This is a genomic window from Pseudomonas sp. M2, from assembly GCF_015751845.1.
In the GTDB taxonomy this organism is placed as follows: Bacteria; Pseudomonadota; Gammaproteobacteria; order Pseudomonadales; family Pseudomonadaceae; genus Aquipseudomonas; species Aquipseudomonas putida_E.
Genome location: NZ_JADOUD010000001.1, coordinates 3243952 through 3261808 on the forward strand (window position 1 = coordinate 3243952; position 17857 = coordinate 3261808).

Genomic DNA, 17857 nt, shown 5'->3' on the forward strand with positions numbered 1-17857 from the left:
GGACCGCTCCTGAAGGTTTCGTAGACCACTTTTCGGGCTTTGTTCCTTCAGGCCGGACGAGAATGAGATTCCACCTCATTCTTTTTCAAAAAAGATCAGGCTGCCCCGACGCTGACCCAATAGCGTGTGCGGTAATCGACACGTACCGGCAGGCTGCGGGTGAGCAGTTGCAGAATCTGCTCGGTATCGTTCAGCTGGTAAGTGCCGGATACCTTCAGCGCGGCCACCTCGCCAGCGCAGCGCAGCAGCCCCGGGCGGTAACGGGCCAGTTCGGCGCAGAACTCGCCCAGTGGCATCTGTTGCACGCTGAGCACACCGTCGGTCCAGCCCCACGGGTCGCCATGCAACGAGGCAAGCGCGTGAGCCCCGTGCGGCGATACTTGCAACACCTCGCCCGCCTGCACCACGCGTGGTGAAGGGGAGGCCGGGAACAAGGTGACTTTGCCGCGGCGCACGGCCAGCAACAGGCCCTGATCGTTTTCGCGCAGCAGCAGTTGGCCGTCCTGGGTAGCCAGGGCGCCGACCCGGGTGGTGATGCGGAACGGGCGGTTGTCGCCAGGGTTGCTGGCCAGGCTGACTTCGCCGCGCAGCAGGGTCAGTTCGCGCAGCTCGGCGCTGTAGTGCAGGTCGATGGCGCTGGCCGTGTTGAGCTGGATCTGGCTGCCATCACTACCCTGCAACCGGCGACGTTCGCCAGTGCCGGTGCTGTTGTCGGCCATCAGGGCGGCCAAGCCGAGCGGCTCGCGCGCGGCCCAACCGGCGGTGCCGCCGATCGCCAGCACCGCCAGCAGTTTGAGGTGGTCACGGCGGTTGATGCGCTGGCGTTGGCGGCCATCGAGGGTGCGCCGGCCAAGGTCGCTGGGGAGCCCCGCCAGTTCGTCGCTGAGGGTGCTCACCCGCTGCCAGGCCTGGGCGTTGTGCGGGTGGTGGGCCAACCATTGCTGGAACTGCTGTTCGGTAGCCGGGCTTGGGGTGTCGAAGCGCAGCTTCACCAGCCATTCGATGGCCTGGTCGACCTGGGCCTGCGCGGGTACTTGATCAGAGCTCGGCATAGCGCAACCGGTAGCAGACGCCCAGGGCCTTGGCCAGGTCGCGTTCCACGGTGGCACGCGAAACGCCAAGGCGAAGGGCGATCTGCGCGATGCTCAGGCCATCGAGCTGGGCCAGCAAAAAGGCCTGGCGGGCGCGGGGCCTGAGCTGGTGCAGGGCACGGTCAAGGCGCTCCAGGGCATCCAGAATCACCAGGCGATGTTCTTCGCTGGGCACTTCGCCTTCGGGTACATGGGCCAGGCTTTCCTGGTAGGCGCGCTCCAGGGCGCGACGGCGGAACTGGTCGATCATCAGGCCGCGAGCGATGCTGCTCAGGTAAGCCCGCGGTTCTTTGATCGGCGAAACCTGGCGCGCGCGCAGCAGGCGCACGAAGGTGTCCTGCGCAAGGTCTGCAGCGTGTTCCTGGCAGCCGACCCGGCTGCGCAGCCAGCCACGTAGCCAAGCGTGATGGGACTGATAGAGCAGGGCGACTTCGGCCGGTTTGAGCGTGTCGTTGAGCTGCATCGTAGCGGCTGATCCCAGGAAGCATGCGTGACTGTGAATAGTTCTCAATTCTATGCATGGATGATGGCACGGGGCAATGGTTGCCCGGAATTAGCTGCGCAAGATTCGGCGTTTCCACGATCAGTGGCTGGGCTAAGCTGGTCCTGCCTTGAACCCACTGGAGCTATGGATGATCCTGGCCGACCTCTCGCCTGAAGCCTATCGCGAAGCCACCGATTACCTGGCCGCGCTGGACCCTGACTGGGCGCGGCACATTGCTGTGACCGGGCCGTGCCTGCACCGGGCGACACCGGGGCGCGAGCCCTATGAGGCGCTGGTACGGGCGATTGCCTACCAGCAGCTGCATGCCCGTGCGGCCGAAGCGATACTGGGGCGATTGCTGGCGCTGTTTCCTGACGATGGGTTTCCCGCGCCGAGGCAGTTGCTTGAGGTGGCGCCGGAAACGATGCGTACCTGTGGGTTTTCCGCGAGCAAGCTGGCGACAATCCACGGGATTGCCCAGGCCGCGCTGGACGGGGCGGTGCCGTGCCGGGAAGAGGCATTGGGCATGAGCGATGAGGCCTTGATCGAGCGCCTGGTTGCCTTGCGCGGCGTGGGCCGCTGGACCGTCGAGATGCTGCTGATCTATAGCCTGGAGCGCTCGGATGTGTTGCCGGTGGACGATTTTGCGGTGCGTGAGGGGTATCGTCGCCTCAAGGGGCTGGGCAAGGCGCCGACGCCGGCGCAGATGCGGTCGCTGGGCGCCGGGTGGCGTCCGCACCGCACGGTGGCAGCCTGGTATCTGTGGCGGGCCTGAGACGAATCAGCTTGGTTGAGGCATACCGCAATGACCCCCTACACCACTGACGAACAACGCTGGCAAGCTGTCTACACCCGCGACGCGGCAGCAGCAGGCCATTTCGTCTACGCCGTGCGCACCACCGGCATTTATTGCCAACCCGGCTGCAAATCGCGCATGGCCAAACGCGAGAACGTCGAATTCTTCACCGATGCCGCCGCCGCGCAGGCCGCAGGCTATCGTCCCTGCCGGCGCTGCCAGGCCAAGCCGTCGAGCATTCGCCGCTGCGAACTGGTAGCCCGCGCCTGCCGCCTGCTCGAAACCCCGGACAATCCACCCGGCCTCGGCCAGCTCGGGGCACAACTGGGGGTCAGCCCGTACCACTTGCACCGCCTGTTCAAGGCTGCAACCGGCCTCACGCCAAAGGCCTATGCCACAGCCTTCCGCGCCCGGCGCCTGCGCGAGCGGCTGGGCGAGGGGAAAACATCGGTGACCGATGCCATCTTTGATGCCGGTTACAACTCCAATAGCCGTTTCTACGAAAGCGCCGATCAGCGCTTGGGCATGCGCCCGCGCCAGTACCGCGCCGGTGGCGCGGGTATGGCCATTCATTTCGCCGTAGGGCAGTGTTCACTGGGGGCGATCCTGGTGGCGCAAAGCGAAAAAGGCATCTGCGCAATCCTGTTGGGTGATGCACCTGAAGCGCTGCTCGAGCAATTGCAGGATCAATTCCCTAACGCTCGCCTGATCGGCGGCGATGCCGAGTACGAACGACTGGTGGCGCAGGTGGTGGGCTTCGTCGAGGCGCCCGCCCTGGGCCTGGACTTGCCTCTGGATGTGCAGGGCACCGCGTTTCAGGAGCGGGTCTGGCAAGCCCTGCGCGAAGTCCCGCTGGGCGGCCGGGTAAGCTATACCGAGATTGCCGAGCGCATTGGCGCGCCCAAAGCCGTGCGTGCCGTGGCCATGGCTTGTGCGGCCAACCGTATCGCCGTGGCGATTCCTTGCCATCGGGTGGTGCGCCGAGACGGCGACATCAGCGGCTACCGCTGGGGGGTGGAGCGCAAGCGGCAACTGTTGGAGCGAGAAACGGCACTCTCCTGAAGGCCGCAAGCCGCGTAGAATCCACCGCCAAATAGCCTTGTGATGAGGAACGTTCGATGAGGCGTGTCTGCCTTGCCCGATTTTACCTGGGTGTAATGGCCCTGATGCTGGCGCTTGCGTCGCCGGCCTGGTCGGCTTCCGTGCCGGTTGCCAACCTGGTTGCCAGCGAGCTGCCGGTGCTGGATGAAAACGCAAGTATCGAGCAGTTGAGCGACAGGCTCGACCAGATTCGTCAGGGCGTGACCAGCAACGCCAACGACGACCTGCTCTCGCAACTGCGCATGGCTACCGTGCAGGTCCAGCGACAGGCCGATGCGTTGAGCACCTTGCGCGCTGCTGACGTGCAGAAGCTCGACGACAAGCTCAAGGTCATCGGCCCGGTACAGAAGGATGAAGCCGCGACCCTGGCCTTGCAGCGCAAGGAGCTGGAGGCGCAGAAAAAGTCCGTGCTCGCCGAGCAGGATCAGGCCACCAAGCTGACTCAGTCGGCGCGCGACCTGTCCACGCAAATCGTCAACCTGCGCCGTAGCCAGTTCAACTCGCAAGTGACCAGCCGGGCGGCCACCCCGCTGAGCCCGGCTTTCTGGCAGTCGCTGATCCGTCCTACCGAGGACGATGTGATGCGCCTGCGTGACTTGCGCGGCGAGGCGGCCGATGCCGTCGCCAGTGCCTTGAGCGCTGAGCACCGCGGGTTCTTCATCACTAGCCTGGTGGCCGCGATCCTGGTCTGGACACTGGTCCGCCTGGTCCTTGAGCGCCTGCTCGCTGCCGCCATGATTCGCTGGCTGCCCGAAGGCCGCCTGCGCCGAAGCGCACTGGCCCTGAGCGTGAGCCTGGCCACCCTGGGCACTATCGCCGGCGCCGTGTCGCTGCTGCGTTGGGGCCTTCAAAGCAGTGCCATGCTGGGCTCGGACATGGCCAGCCTGACCAACCACTTCCTCATGCTCGTGGTGTTCAGTGCCTTCATCACCGGCCTTGGCCGGGCCATGTTGATGCTGCAACGGCCTTCCTGGCGTTTGCCGCCGATCCCCGACGAAGTGGCCAGTGCTCTGGGTTGGTTCCCCAAGTTGCTGGCCCTGGCACTGATGGTGATGCTGACCTTCGAGCGCATCAACAGTGTGATCGGCACCAGCCTGGCGCTGACTGTCGCCACCAACGGCCTGACCGCGCTGGTGGTGGCCGCCATCTTCTCAATGGCGCTCATACGTTACCGCCGGACCTTGCGCAAACATGAGCTGGCGCGCCCGACCGGCCTGGCAGGGCTGATCCCGTTCGTGATCGTGGTGTGGGTCGGGCTCATCTTGCTGACGCTGCTGGCCGGCTACCTCACCCTGGCTTACTTCCTCACTGCCAAGCTGCTGTGGATCAGCATGGTCGCCACCTGCGCCTACCTTTTGACCACCTTCCTGGCTGATCTGTGCGAAACCCTGCTGTCGCCGCGTCAACCCGGCGGCCTGGCGCTGGCGTCGTCGCTGGGCCTGGCACCACGCCATCAGGCCCAGGCCAGCACCATCCTGACCGGTGTCAGCCGCACGGTCCTGCTGTTCCTGGCCGTGATGCTGGCGTTGATGCCGTCGGGCACCAGCCCCGGCGAGCTGCTGCTGAGCCTGGGCGATTGGGACGGCACCGGTGGCAAGTTGCTTGGCAACCTGAACATCGTGCCGCAAGACATCCTGCTGGCCGTGGCGATGCTGTTAGGCGGCATGCTCGGTATCCGTGTGCTCAAGCGCTGGCTGAGCGAGCGCCTGCTGCCGGAAACCGACATGGACGCCGGCATGCGTGCCTCGCTGGTAACCCTGGTCGGTTACCTGGGCTTCCTGTTCCTGGCCATGCTGGTGATGTCGACCCTGCGCATCAACCTCACCAGCCTGACCTGGGTGGTCAGTGCGCTGTCGGTGGGTATCGGTTTCGGCTTGCAGCAGATCGTGCAGAACTTCATTTCCGGTCTGATCCTGCTCACCGAGCGCCCGGTCAAGGTGGGCGACTGGGTGAGCCTGGCGGGCGTCGAGGGTGACATTCGCCGGATCAACGTGCGCGCCACCGAGATCCAGATGTCCGACCGCTCCACGGTGATCGTGCCCAACTCGCAGTTCATCTCGCAGAACGTGCGCAACGTGACCATGGGCAATGCCTTGGGCGTGGTGGGCATCACCCTGACCTTGCCGCTGGAGACCGATGCCAACCAGGTGCGCGACCTGCTGCTGACTGCCTTTCACGAGCATGAGGCGATCCTGGACGCGCCGGCTGCTTCGGTAACCTTCAAGGACCTGACGGCCAGCGGCATGGTGATCAGTGTCAGCGGCTATGTGGCGGGGCCGCGGCAGGTGTCAGGGGCGCGCAGCGACCTGCTGTTCACCATCCTGGGGCGCTTGCGTGATGAGGGCATTCCCCTGTCTTCACCGCAGAGCATGGTGCTGGTGCAGGAGGGCGCGCGCCCGGCTGACGAGCCGGCGTAATACCCTGGCGCGCAAGACGGCCGCCGGCGATTGGGCCGCCTGGCGGCCCCTGGGGCAATCAGCCCAGGCACCGCGTCACATGCTTGACCGACAGGTAGCCCGACAACCCCCAAGGCCCGAGCTCCCGCCCGATCCCGCTACCCTTGGTGCCGCCCCAGGACGTTTCGACGAACACCGCTTGTACCGAGTTGATCCACACATGCCCGACTTCCAGCGCATCGGCCACCCGCTCGGCGCGCTCCAGGTCCGCTGAGCAAACGGTGGCGACAAGGCCGAAACGGCTGTCGTTGGCCTCGGTAATTGCCTGTGCTTCGGTCGAGAATCGACGCGCGCACAGCACCGGCCCGAAGATTTCTTCATTCCACAGGCGGCTGTCCACGGGGACGTCGGCATACAGCGTCGGGCTGACAAACCAGCCGTCGCGGTCCAGCGCCTTGCCACCGGCCAGGCACTGCAGGCCTTCTTCACGGGCTGTGGCAAAGTAGCTGGCGACTTTCAACCATTGCGCCTGGCTGGTCAGCGGGCCCATGTCCACTTCTTCAGTCAGTGGGTTACCGACGCGCAGCGTTTCCAGCGCCGCTTGCAGGCGTGGCAGCAGCGCATCGGCAATGCCATCGTGCACCAGCAAGCGCGAGGTGGCCGAGCACATTTGCCCGGCGTTCCAGGTGATACCTGCGACGATCCACTCCACTGCCTGGTCCACATCGCAATCATCGAACACCACGATCGCCGATTTGCCGCCCAACTCCAGGGTCACGGGCCGGCACTGTGCCGATGCGCTGCGCATCACCTGGCTGCCGACGCTGTTGCTGCCGGTGAACGACAGCTTGTCCAGGCCGCTATGGCTGCTCAGTGCCGCGCCGGTCTCGGCTTTGCCGTTGACAATGTTCAGCACGCCCGCAGGCAGGCCCAGGGTATCGGCGATCTGGCCGTAGGCCTGCTCGATCAGCGGGGTGACTTCCGAGGGCTTGAGCACCACGGTGCAGCCTGCCGCCAAGGCCGGGGCGAGCTTCCAGGCGCTGGTCACCAACGGGAAGTTCCACGGCACGATCAGGCCGACCACACCCACCGGCTCCAGCCGGGTGCGGGCGGTAAAACCCGGTGCGGCCAACGCCACTTCGCGATTCCTTTCCGGCAGTTGCTCGGCCAGGTCGGCGTAATAAGCGAAGGTGGCTATGGCATCGTCCAGGTCGATTTCGGCCTCATGGCGAGGCTTGCCGTTGTTGCGCATTTGCAGGCTGATCAGTGCTTCACGGCGTTGCCCAAGCTGCTCGGCAAAACCGCGCAGGTACGCCGCACGCTCGTTGGCGCTGACCTGCTTCCAAGTGGGCAGGGCATTGCGCGCCGCCGCCACGGCCTGGTCGACCTGGGCAACGCTGGCGGCCATCAGTTCGGCAAAAGGTTGGCCCAATGCAGGGTCATTGACGCTGATGCAGTCGCTGCCCTGGCCTTCGACCCAGCGGCCAGCGATGTAGTGGGAAGTGGTCATGGTCGTTATCCAGTCAGGCCATTTCGGCAGGTTTCAGCACCGGCGTGTGCGCGGTGCTTTTGCAACGCACCCAGCGCGGGCCGTTGGGGCCATACACGCCAGCAGGTTCAGGGAACAGGTTGAGCAGCAGCAGGTACAGCACACCAGCCATGCCCAGGGTTACCGGCAGGCTCACGTCGATGCCGCCAGCCAGGTCGCCCAGCGGGCCGACGAACTGCCCAGGCAGGTTGACGAAGCTCATGCCTACCACCGCGCTGGGGACCCACGCGCCCATGCCGCGCCAGTTCCAGCCATGCAGGAACCAGTAGTGACCGCCGCGCTGGCCGCGGGTGAACACTTGCAGGTCGTCGGCGTGGTAGAAGCCGCGGCGGGTGATCAAGCCGAGAATCATGATCACCATCCACGGGCTGGTGCAGGTAATGATCAGCACGGCGAAGGTCGAAACGCTCTGCACCAGGTTGAAGGTGAAGCGGCCGATGAAGATGAAGGCAATAGCCATTACCCCGATCAGCACGGTGGCGCCTGCGCGGCTGAGCAGCCGCGGGAACACGCTCGACATGTCCAGCCCGGTGCCGTAGAGCGCAGTGGTGCCGGTGGACATGCCACCGATCACCGCGATCAGGCACACCGGCAGGAAGAACCAGCTAGGCGAAATCGCCAACAGGCCACCTACGTAATTGTTGGCGGCGATGTAGTCCGCGGCGTGGGTGGCCACCAGGGTGGCGGTGCACAGGCCGAACAGGAACGGGATCAGCGTGGCGGCCTGGGCGGCGATCACCGCCAGCATGATGCGCGCCTTGGGCGTTTGCCGCGGGATATAGCGCGACCAGTCGCCGAGGAAGGCGCCAAACGATACCGGGTTGCTCATGGCCAGAATCGCCGCGCCGACGAAGGCTGCCCAGAATCCGACCTGGCCAAGGTTGACGCTCCCGGCGTAGCCCGCATCGAACGGGCCGGCAAAGGCGAAGATGCCCAGCAGGAACAGCAGGCTCGAGGCCCACACGGCAACCTTGTTGACCCACAGCATGAAGCGGAAGCCGAAGATGCACACCACCAGCACCAGGATGGCGAACAGGCCGTAGGCCAGGCCCAGGGTCAGGTCGGTTTCGGGCAGCCCGGCCAGGCGCTTGGCGCCGCCGACCAGGGCATCGCCGGAACTCCATACCGACAGCGAGAAGAACGCCACGGCGGTGAGCAGCGACAGGAACGAGCCGACGATGCGCCCATGCACGCCGAAGTGCGCGCCCGACGACACCGCGTTGTTGGTGCCGTTGAGCGCGCCGAACAAGCCCATGGGCGCAAGGATCAGCGCACCCACGCCGACGCCGAGCAGGATCGCCCAGACCCCGGCCTGGAACGACAGCCCGAACAGTACCGGGAAGCTGCCCAGCACGGCGGTGGCAAAGGTGTTGGCACCGCCGAAGATCAGGCGGAACAGGTCCAGCGGGGAGGCGTCGCGTTGATCGTCAGGGATCTGTTCGACGCCATTGGTCTCGATACCGGTCGAGTGGCTCATGGTGATGCTCCAGCGCGGTTGTTGTAGGCCGGCGCGGTGCGCGGGCCCTCTTGTGGGTGCGATGGCAGGGCGGCAGGGCCGCGTAAAGGTGAATCAGGCGACGGTGACGACCGACAGGTGCTCATGGCAGGCCAGCCAGCGTTCGCCGTGGCGGCGGAACACGATGGTTTCGCGCTCGGCCAGTTGGTGCTGCTCGCCGGCGATGCGGATGTGCGTGGCAACATCGTGCATGAAGATCGCCACATCACCTTGCAGGCTCACCTGCGCATTGCTCGAAACGCAGCCGAGCACGGCAAAACCCTCGGCCTGCCATTGGGCCCAGAGGTCTTCGTAGGCGCCGCGCGACAGCAGCGGTTGCGCCAGGGTGTGGAAAAGAAAGGTGGCGTCTTCGCTGAAGCAGGCGAAGTAGCGGGCGGTGTCGTTGCTGGCGAAGGCGGCTACAAGGTCGGCGGCGGCCTGGCGTACCTGAAGTGTCTGGTCCACGGGAGTGGCCTCACGGTTATTGTGATTGTGGTGAAGCGATTCTGGTGGGGGTTGGCGGGTGAACAAATCGCTGGGGGGAAATAATTAGTTCAGGAATTTGTGAAGTGAAGTGCGATGAACCAGGCGCTTAGCCTGACTCAGGAATCACTCCAGGAAGATTGGTCGCGAGGCAAGTCGCCTCTGGGGTCATTAACGATGAGTAACTCACCAGCAATCCCGGCGGTAAAAACGGGCTACCCTGCTGGAACTCGGCCACGGCAGTGGCCGGCTACAGGGACAGGTAAAGCGCCTCAAGCCCTTTGCGATTGGCGCGGCCACCTTGGGTAGCCGCGCCGGTGCCGGATGTGGGTGTTATTGCCCATTTCGGTGTGTGCAGCCGGTAGCAGGGCAGGTTCTTCAACGCGATGATTTTCATCCTTGAGAACCGGCTTCCCACGACTGCAGGAAGGCGATCAACTGTTCAGTTCGGCCGTCGCTGACAACCTCTTCTGGCGTTCTGTAGTCGAATGTCGACAGCGGTTCGTTCTTGAACCAGAAAATGGCCTTGGTCATGTCCGTGCCCATGTCAGTTACAGCACGCAAGACCCGCACGGCATCACGTATGTACGCCTGGATCTTCTCCGACTCGGGGGCGTTGCGCACGGTGTTGCGATGGACATGGGCGCGGGTTGCGAATGTCTGCTGGTCCATCGAGAACACCTTCAGGAACCGCTCAGGGGAGAACATGACCCGATTGACTTCCCGAAGCGCTTCCATCAGCCCCTCGAAACTTGTGGGTTGAAGTTCCAATACTGCATTGCTGGCCATGATTGACCTCCTGAGGGGTTTCGCTTCTCACAAGCACAATATTTGCACAATTTGAGCATAAATCAAGATCTTTGCACGCAGGCTGGGACCGCGCTGTCATCGGTTCTGCACCGCCGCCTTGGATCCGACTGGCGGTCTTACTCACCCCCCATCCTTGCCTACGCTGAAACTCCCACCCCAACGTTAGCAAGGAGATCGGACATGGCCTTCCAATACAAGCGTCTGGACAAGAACAACGCCGCGGTTCTGCTGGTCGATCACCAGACCGGCCTGTTGTCGCTGGTCCGGGATATCGACCCTGACCGTTTCAAGAACAACGTGTTGGCGCTTGCCGACCTGGCCGAGTACTTCAAGCTGCCCACCATCCTCACCACCAGTTTCGAAACGGGCCCCAACGGGCCGCTGGTGCCCGAACTCAAGGAGCAATTCCCCGACGCCCCCTACATCGCCCGGCCGGGCAACATCAACGCCTGGGACAACGAAGATTTCGTCAAGGCGGTGAAGGCCACCGGCAAGAAGCAGTTGCTGATCGCCGGGGTGGTCACGGAAGTCTGTGTGGCCTTCCCGGCGTTGTCGGCGCTGGAGGAGGGCTTCGAGGTGTTCGTGGTCACCGATGCCTCCGGCACCTTCAATGAGCTGACCCGTGATTCGGCCTGGCGGCGGATGGAGGCAGCCGGGGCGCAACTGATGACCTGGTTCGGCGTGGCCTGCGAGCTGCACCGTGATTGGCGCAATGATGTTGAAGGCCTGGGCACGTTGTTCTCCAACCATATTCCCGATTACCGCAACCTGATGACCAGTTACAGCAAGTTGGCCAAGTAAAACGGCAGGGATCGACCATACTCACTGTTCATTCGCCCCAAGGAGCGTGTCATGGCCAAGCCGTCCAGGAAGAAAGACTTGCAGGCGCCTGTCGAGAAGCTGGGCGGCAAGGCCTATGACAAACAGCTGAAAACCCTGCATGTGGAATTGGTGAAGCTGCAGGAATGGGTCGTGGCCAAGGGCCTGAAGGTGTGCATCGTGTTCGAGGGCCGTGATGGTGCCGGCAAGGGCGGCACCATCAAGGCCATCACCGAGCGGGTCAGCCCACGGGTGTTCCGCGTGGTGGCGCTACCGGCGCCGACTGAACGGGAAAAGTCCCAGATGTATGCCCAGCGCTACCTCAACCACCTGCCGGCAGCGGGGGAGGTAGTGATCTTCGATCGCAGCTGGTACAACCGCGCAGGCGTTGAGCGGGTGATGGGCTTTTGCACCGACGAGCAGGCCGGCAAGTTCCTCGCGGTGGTGCCTTTGCTGGAGAAACTGATGGTCGAGTCGGGGATCATCCTCATCAAGTACTGGCTCGAAGTCAGTGCCCAGGAGCAGACCCGCCGCCTGCAGGACCGCATCAATGACGGCCGCAAGGTGTGGAAACTTTCGCCCATGGACCTCAAGTCCTACACCCGCTGGGACGAATACACCCTCGCCCGCGATGAAATGTTCGCGGCTTCCGATTCATCGTGGGCGCCGTGGTTCCTGGCCCATTCCGACGACAAACGCCGTGCTCGCCTGAACATCATCAGCCATCTGCTTTCGCGCATTCCCTACAAGGACGTCACTGGCGACAAGGTGGTGAAGCTGCCCAAACGCGGCAAGATCGGCAAGTACAAAGCGGTAGCCTATCCCTTCAAAGTGGTCGAAGAGCGTTTCTGATTCCCTCACTGCGCATGGTCGCAAGGGTACGAACCTATGCCACATGACGGCAGCCTGCTGCAGGCGACAGTGGTCTTCCTGCTGGCCGTGGTGCTTCTGGTGCCACTGGCGCAGCGTCTGAAGATGGGGGCGGTGCCTGGCTATCTTCTGGCCGGCATCCTGATCGGCCCTTCGGTATTGGGGCTGCTTGATAACCCAGGCAACGTGGCACGGATTTCAGAGATCGGTGTGGTCATGTTGCTGTTCGTGATTGGCCTGGAGCTATCACCACAGCGCTTGTGGACCATGCGGCGGGCACTGTTCGGTGTCGGGGCGCTGCAGGTCGGGCTGACTGCCTTGGTGCTTGGCTTGCTGGCGTACGCTGTGTTCGGCCAGTCGAAACCGGCGTCGATCGTTCTGGGGCTGGGCCTTGCCCTGTCGTCCACCGCGTTCGGCCTGCAGGTCCTGGCCGAACGCAAGGACCTGGGCAAACCGCACGGCCGCCTGGCCGTGGCCATCCTGCTGTTTCAGGACATCGCCGCCATACCGCTGATTGCCGTGGTGCCGTTGCTTGGCGGTGATGTCAGCACTGCCGATGAGCGCGCCTGGCCGCTACTGGCGGTATCCCTTGGCATTGGCCTGGTGATCGTCAGCGGCCGTTACCTGATGACGCCGGTGTTCAAATGGACAGTCGGGTCGGGCCTGCCGGAGCTGTCGACCGCCACAGCCTTGCTGGTGGTGCTGGGCACGGCCTGGGTGATGGAGCACGTGGGCATATCCATGGCCCTGGGCGCCTTTCTTGCTGGTGTGCTGATGGCCGAGTCACCGTTTCGCCACGAACTGGAAGCCCAGATCGAGCCGCTCAAGGGCCTGTTGCTGGGGTTGTTTTTCGTCGGGGTGGGAATGAGCGCCGATTTGCGTCTGCTGATCGGCATGCCCCTGGCCGTGCTGGGGCTCACGCTGTTGTTGGTGGGCATCAAATTGCCGCTTCTCTGGGGGTTGGGCCGGCTGGCGGGTGGGCTCACTCACCCGCAGGCGCTGTGCCTGGGGGTGGTGCTGGCATCGGGCGGCGAGTTTGCGTTCGTCGTATTCAAAATGGCGCTCGAACATCACGTTCTGACTCGACAGGTGCACGACCTGCTGGTGCTCGCGATCACCCTCTCGATGGCGGTGGTGCCGCTGGTGATGATGGCCCTGGCGCGACAGCTGCCTGAGCGCGATACCTCGCACCCTGCACCCAGAACGGACCACTGAATCGCGCCCGCCTGGCGCACTGAGCACGAGGAGATGAGTCATGCAGCCGAGTATCAAACTGGACAGCGCCCGGTCACGGGGCCTGCTCGATGTGCTCATCAAGGCAGGCCTTGTGGCTGCCCTGGTGCTATTTGCCTTTCAGGTTTTCCAGCCATTTCTGGAGTTGATGCTGTGGTCGGTGATCCTGGCGGTGACGTTGTATCCGCTGTACCAACGCATCAAGCGTGGTTCAGGTTTCAAGGACGGCTATGCGGCGACACTGGTGGTGCTGCTGGTGCTGGTGGTGTTGCTGGTACCGATCTACCTGGTGGTGATGTCCATCGGTGAATCGGTGGACCACCTGGTGTCGCTGATCAGAAGCGACAGCTGGAGCGTGCCGGTGCCGCCCGACTCTGTGGCCAACTGGCCACTGATCGGGCCGAAAGTCCATGCGCTGTGGCTGTCAGCCTCCGAGAACCTGGCCGATGTGATTGCGCAATGGATGCCCCAGCTCAAGAGCGCCGGGCGTACGGCATTGGGTGCGGCGGCCAGTGCCGGCGGGGCCTTCCTGCTGTTCGTCGGCGCGATCATCATTTCCGGCGTGATCATGGCTTTTGGTGATCGTGGCGAAATCGCAGCACAGCGCATCGCCATGCGGATTTCTGGCCAAGAGCGGGGCAAGCCGCTTGCCACGTTGTGCACCGCGACCATTCGTGCAGTGGCGCAAGGGGTGATCGGCATCGCCTTCATCCAGATGCTGCTGATCGGTGTGGGCTTCGTGATCAAAGGCGTCCCAGGTGCCGGCATGCTGGCCATTCTCATCCTCATGCTGGGCATCGCCCAGGCCCCGGCGACGTTGATCACGTTGCCGGTGATCATCTACGTACTCAACGTCGAGGGCTTCACCGTGGTCACTATCGTGTTCGCTGTCTACACCTTCGTCGCCGGGCTTGCCGACAACGTGCTCAAACCTTTGTTGCTGGGCCGCGGGGTGGATGTGCCGATGCCGGTGGTGTTGATCGGTGCGCTGGGCGGCATGGTGGTCAAGGGCATCATCGGGCTGTTCCTCGGCCCGGTGATCCTCGCTGTGACCTACGTGCTGTTCTGGCAATGGGTGGCCTTGCAGGTGCCGGAGCAACCCGCGCCGCCGGCAGCCTGAGCCAAGGCCTGCCATGCCCAGGCGCTGCTGTGGGTTGAGCCTGCTGATGGTGCTGGCCGGTTGCACCCAGGTCGGCCCGGACTATGAGACGCCCCGGCACCCATGGCTGGACAGCTGGAGCACGCCATTGCTCGAGCAGGCCCAGCGCAGGGCTGAGCAGCCGGAGCTGCGCCAGTGGTGGGCAGTGTTTGCCGACCCGGCCTTGGACGCACTGATCGCCGAGGCCGACGCCAATAACACCAGCCTGCGCCTGGCCGGCCTGCGCGTCGCCGAGGCCAGGGCGCAGTTGGCCATCGTCCAGACCGGGCGTTATCCACAGTTGCAGCAACTGCGTGGGCAGAGCCTGTACCTCAAACAGGACCAGTCCGGCACCGACAGCGCCCGCGATTCGGTGTTCTGGCAGTCCAGCGTGGGTTTCGATATCGGGTGGGAGATCGATTTCTGGGGGCGTTTCAGCCGCGCCATCGAAAGCGCCGATGCCGCTTATTTCGCGTCCCAGGCCAATTACGCCGACGCCATGCTGCTGATGCGTGCGCAGGTGGCCGACACCTACTTTGCCCTGCGCACCGCCGAGGCGCGGCTGCAGATAGCAACGGAGAACGCCAGGCGCCAGGCGCGTAGCCTGCAAATTACCGAGCGGCTGTTCCGCCACGGCGAGAACGACGAGCTCGACTGGCAGCAGGCGCGTACCCAGTATCTGGCAACTCAGGCCACGATTCCCGAGTTCGAAAACCAGCTCAATGCCTTGCGCAATGTGCTCTGCGCATTGCTCGGCAGGCCGCCCGGGCCGTTGCCGCAGCTGGCTGCGCGGTACGGCCAGTTACCACTGCCGGACCGGGCTGTGTTGCAGGACGTGCCCGCCAGCCTGCTGCAGCGGCGCCCCGACATTCGTGCCGCCGAGCAAGCCGTGGCGGCGCAGTCGGCACTCGTCGGGGTGGCCACCGCGGATCTTTATCCACAGCTGAGCCTGCTGGGCAGCATCGGCTGGACTTTCGTATCGGCCAATCAACTGCCCAACACCTTCGACCTGGCTGCCGGGCCAAGCCTGCTATGGAGCCCCTTCGACTACGGCCGCCGCAAGAATGCCGTGCGTGTCGAGGATGCGCGCCTGCAGCAGTTGATCGAGCTGTACCAGCAAGGGGTGCGTGAAGCTGCGCGTGAGGCCGATGACGCCGCCAGTGGCCTGGTGCGTTCGCTGCAGAGCGCCAGCATTCGCCAGGAGGCCTCGCAGGCCGCCCAGCGCTCGCTGAGCCTGGCCAGCGCCCAGTACCAGGAAGGTTTTGCCGATTTCCAGCGCGTGCTCGATGCCCAGCAACTGCTGTTGCAGCAGCAGGACGGCTACCTGGTCAGCCGGGGCAACGCAGTGAGCAGCCTGGTGACGCTGTACAAAGCGCTGGGCGGTGGTTGGGACAACCAGCGCAAGCCCGTTGACCCGGCCACCCGCCAGCAGATGGAAAACCGTACCGATTGGGGTGACCTGCTGGACGAGCCGGCCCCCGCCGACCCTGAACAAGGTGAGCCCTGATGAGTGACGCCGTGGACACGCCCCCTGACCGCGCCATGCACTGGGTGTTGGTGCTGATCATCGTGAGCCTGGTCTGGTACCTGCTTGCCGACCGGTTCACGCCTTACACCCAGCAGGCTCGTCTGCAAGCCTATGTGGTGCCCGTGGCCGCTGAAGTTGCCGGGCAGGTCAAGCGCGTGGCGGTGGGCAACAACCAGCAAGTGCGCCAGGGTGATGTGCTGTTCGAGCTGGATCAGGAGCAGTACCGCATTGCCTTGACCCGCGCCCAGGCAGATCTGGATACGGTACGCCGGCAGATCGGCGCCAATACCGCCGGCATCGACTCGGCCAAGGCCGCCTTGGTGGCGGCCCAGGCCAACGAGCGCAAGGCCCGCCAGGATGCCGAGCGGCTCAAACGGCTGATCGAAGAAGACCCAGGTACAGTGTCTGTCCGTCGCCTTGAAGGGGCGCAGGCGACCCGCGACCAGGCCATCAGCCAGGTGGCGGCAGCCCGTGCGGAAGTCGAACGGGCGCGGGAGCAGCAAGGCGGGGTGGAGGCGGACAACGCGCAATTGCGCAGTGCGGCGGCCAATGTCGAAAAGGCCCGCCTGGACCTGGCCCGCACCGTGGTGCGCGCCGATGCCAATGGGCTGATCACTGACCTGCGCACTGACGTGGGCCACTATGTTCCCGCCGGCAGTGCGATGATGACCCTGATCGCCATCCACGACGTGTGGATAAGCGCCGACATGACCGAGAACAACCTCGGTCGTCTGCGCCCTGGTACACCGGTGCTGGTGGTGCTGGACGCCATGCCCGGTAAGGTATTGCAAGGGCATATCCGCAGCATCGGCTATGGCGTGAGTGTGGGGCAGGGTACGCCGCCGGGCGCCTTGCCGACCGTACAGAACAGCCGCGAATGGCTACGCTCGGCGCAGCGCTTCCCGGTGATCGTCGAGCTCGACCGAGACCAACTTGCAGACAGGTCCGGGCTGCGTGTGGGCGGTCAGGCCGAAGTCATGGCCCTGCCCGGCGAAGGTAACCCTTTGAACCTTCTGGGGCGTGTGTTCATGTGGCTGATGAGCTGGCTGTCCTATGCCTATTGAGCTGCGACGCCTGCGCGCGCTGCGCCTGGCCTTGGGCGTGGCGCTATGCCTGGTGGCGAGTTTTGGCCTGGGCCTGCCGGTGCCCATACTTGCGCCGGTGTTCGCAGTGCTGTTGTTGGCCATGCGCAGCGAGCCGTTGCCGATCAAGGCCGCACCGATGTTGGCGATACTGGTGTTGCTCAGCTGTGGCAGCGGCCTTTTGCTGATACCCCTGTTGCGCCATGCGCCGGTGAGTGGCGTGTTGCTGGTCGGTGTGGGGGTATTTCTGGTGTTGCGCTATGCGCTCAAGGGTGGCAACGGCCTGCTGGCCAACCTGTTGGTGGTTGGCCTGACCATGATCGCCGCTGCCGGTACCAGCGATTTCACCCTGGCGCTCATGGTGGTCGAGGCGATGGCCAAGGGCATGCTGCTGGCGGTGCTGGGGACGGCGTTGGCCCATGTGCTGGTTCCAGAACCTGCGGATGCGCCTGCGCAACCTGCGCCGCCATTGCCCGATCGCGCCGATGTCGGCTGGATAGCCTTGCGTGCCACGCTGATCGTCATGCCGGCGTTCCTGCTGGCGCTGATCGCGCCCGACGCGTTCATGCCGCTTATCATGAAGGCGGTGAGCCTTGGGCAGCAGGCTGGCGAGACCCGGGCCCGGCATGCCAGCCGTGAGCTGATAGGCTCGACGGTGCTGGCGGGGGTGTTGGCGATGCTCATGTGGGCGGCATTGAGCGTGTTCGTGCACGTGTGGATGTTTTTCCTGTGGGTGCTGCTGTTCACGCTGTGGCAGGGGCGCAGGCTCTACCGCGTGGTAAGCACGCGGCACAGCCCGGCGTACTGGGTGAGTTGCCTGACCACGCTGCTTATCCTGCTGGGGCAGTCAGTGCAGGACAGTGCAGCCGGCCAGGACGTCTACCGGGCGTTTGCGGTGCGCATGGCGTTGTTTCTGGCCGTGTCGCTGTATGCCAGTGCCCTGCTGATATGGCTCGACCGGCGTCGGCTCAGGGCCGTTTAG

At 64.3% G+C, this 17857-nt stretch carries 17 protein-coding genes; 10 read left to right on the forward strand and 7 right to left on the reverse strand.

The features are described 5' to 3' along the window. Window positions 1-95 precede the first annotated feature (95 nt). Both IWW33_RS15050 and IWW33_RS15055 read right to left on the reverse strand, forming a co-directional pair. Window positions 96-1052, reverse strand: a complete 957-nt coding sequence (locus tag IWW33_RS15050; RefSeq protein WP_115273847.1) for a FecR domain-containing protein — start codon at window positions 1050-1052, stop codon at window positions 96-98. Beyond that, window positions 1039-1554, reverse strand: a complete 516-nt coding sequence (locus IWW33_RS15055) for a sigma-70 family RNA polymerase sigma factor (protein WP_046784582.1) — start codon at window positions 1552-1554, stop codon at window positions 1039-1041. The genes IWW33_RS15050 and IWW33_RS15055 overlap by 14 nt, the downstream gene beginning before the upstream one ends. Before the next feature lie 169 nt (window positions 1555-1723). Here IWW33_RS15055 and IWW33_RS15060 point away from each other — a divergent pair, with 169 nt between their 5' ends. From IWW33_RS15060 to IWW33_RS15070, 3 genes are read left to right on the forward strand one after another with little or no spacing between them, the layout of a single operon-like run. Further along, a complete protein-coding gene (locus IWW33_RS15060) occupies window positions 1724-2350 on the forward strand; it encodes a DNA-3-methyladenine glycosylase (RefSeq protein WP_119687784.1) in 627 nt (208 codons plus the stop codon). Between the two features lie 30 nt (window positions 2351-2380). Beyond that, window positions 2381-3433, forward strand: coding sequence for a bifunctional DNA-binding transcriptional regulator/O6-methylguanine-DNA methyltransferase Ada (gene ada, locus IWW33_RS15065; protein WP_119687783.1), 1053 nt, complete (start codon window positions 2381-2383; stop codon window positions 3431-3433). Window positions 3434-3489: 56 nt separating this feature from the next. Beyond that, the gene (locus IWW33_RS15070; protein WP_174141593.1) at window positions 3490-5889 is read left to right on the forward strand and encodes a DUF3772 domain-containing protein; all 2400 of its coding nucleotides are present in this window, start codon (window positions 3490-3492) and stop codon (window positions 5887-5889) included. A gap of 58 nt (window positions 5890-5947) precedes the next feature. Here IWW33_RS15070 and IWW33_RS15075 read toward each other — a convergent pair whose 3' ends face one another. From IWW33_RS15075 to IWW33_RS15095, 5 genes are all read right to left on the reverse strand, one after another. Further along, window positions 5948-7378, reverse strand: coding sequence for an aldehyde dehydrogenase family protein (locus IWW33_RS15075; RefSeq protein WP_119687782.1), 1431 nt, complete (start codon window positions 7376-7378; stop codon window positions 5948-5950). A 13-nt stretch (window positions 7379-7391) separates the two neighbouring features. Then, entirely contained in the window at window positions 7392-8894 is a 1503-nt protein-coding gene (locus tag IWW33_RS15080; RefSeq protein WP_115273852.1) for a cytosine permease, read from the reverse strand. A 93-nt stretch (window positions 8895-8987) separates the two neighbouring features. Continuing rightward, window positions 8988-9377, reverse strand: coding sequence for a nuclear transport factor 2 family protein (locus tag IWW33_RS15085; protein WP_039601730.1), 390 nt, complete (start codon window positions 9375-9377; stop codon window positions 8988-8990). Window positions 9378-9645: 268 nt separating this feature from the next. Continuing rightward, window positions 9646-9792: an RES domain-containing protein gene (locus tag IWW33_RS26665; protein ID WP_231386162.1), complete on the reverse strand. Its 147-nt coding sequence runs from the start codon at window positions 9790-9792 to the stop codon at window positions 9646-9648. Beyond that, entirely contained in the window at window positions 9789-10184 is a 396-nt protein-coding gene (locus IWW33_RS15095; protein WP_046784575.1) for a hypothetical protein, read from the reverse strand. Before IWW33_RS15095 ends, IWW33_RS26665 begins: the two co-directional genes overlap by 4 nt. A gap of 201 nt (window positions 10185-10385) precedes the next feature. On the opposite strand from IWW33_RS15095, the gene ycaC reads away from it, so the two are divergent. Genes ycaC through IWW33_RS15130 form a run of 7 tightly spaced genes read left to right on the forward strand, consistent with a single transcriptional unit; the run spans window position 10386 to window position 17857 of the window. Next, window positions 10386-11006 (forward strand): isochorismate family cysteine hydrolase YcaC, encoded by a 621-nt coding sequence (gene ycaC / locus IWW33_RS15100; protein ID WP_046784574.1) that lies wholly within the window; start codon window positions 10386-10388, stop codon window positions 11004-11006. 51 nt (window positions 11007-11057) lie between these two features. Continuing rightward, window positions 11058-11876 carry a polyphosphate kinase 2 gene (gene ppk2, locus IWW33_RS15105; RefSeq protein ID WP_115273854.1) on the forward strand — a complete coding sequence of 273 codons (819 nt, stop codon included), beginning with the start codon at window positions 11058-11060 and terminating at the stop codon, window positions 11874-11876. A 36-nt stretch (window positions 11877-11912) separates the two neighbouring features. Beyond that, window positions 11913-13109: a monovalent cation:proton antiporter-2 (CPA2) family protein gene (locus tag IWW33_RS15110; protein WP_046784573.1), complete on the forward strand. Its 1197-nt coding sequence runs from the start codon at window positions 11913-11915 to the stop codon at window positions 13107-13109. Window positions 13110-13149: 40 nt separating this feature from the next. Next, entirely contained in the window at window positions 13150-14247 is a 1098-nt protein-coding gene (locus tag IWW33_RS15115; RefSeq protein WP_115273855.1) for an AI-2E family transporter, read from the forward strand. 13 nt (window positions 14248-14260) lie between these two features. Then, window positions 14261-15772, forward strand: coding sequence for a TolC family protein (locus tag IWW33_RS15120; RefSeq protein WP_174141592.1), 1512 nt, complete (start codon window positions 14261-14263; stop codon window positions 15770-15772). After that, the gene (locus IWW33_RS15125) at window positions 15772-16857 is read left to right on the forward strand and encodes an HlyD family secretion protein (RefSeq protein ID WP_046784570.1); all 1086 of its coding nucleotides are present in this window, start codon (window positions 15772-15774) and stop codon (window positions 16855-16857) included. Before IWW33_RS15120 ends, IWW33_RS15125 begins: the two co-directional genes overlap by 1 nt. Beyond that, entirely contained in the window at window positions 16847-17857 is a 1011-nt protein-coding gene (locus tag IWW33_RS15130) for a DUF2955 domain-containing protein (RefSeq protein ID WP_174141591.1), read from the forward strand. The genes IWW33_RS15125 and IWW33_RS15130 overlap by 11 nt, the downstream gene beginning before the upstream one ends.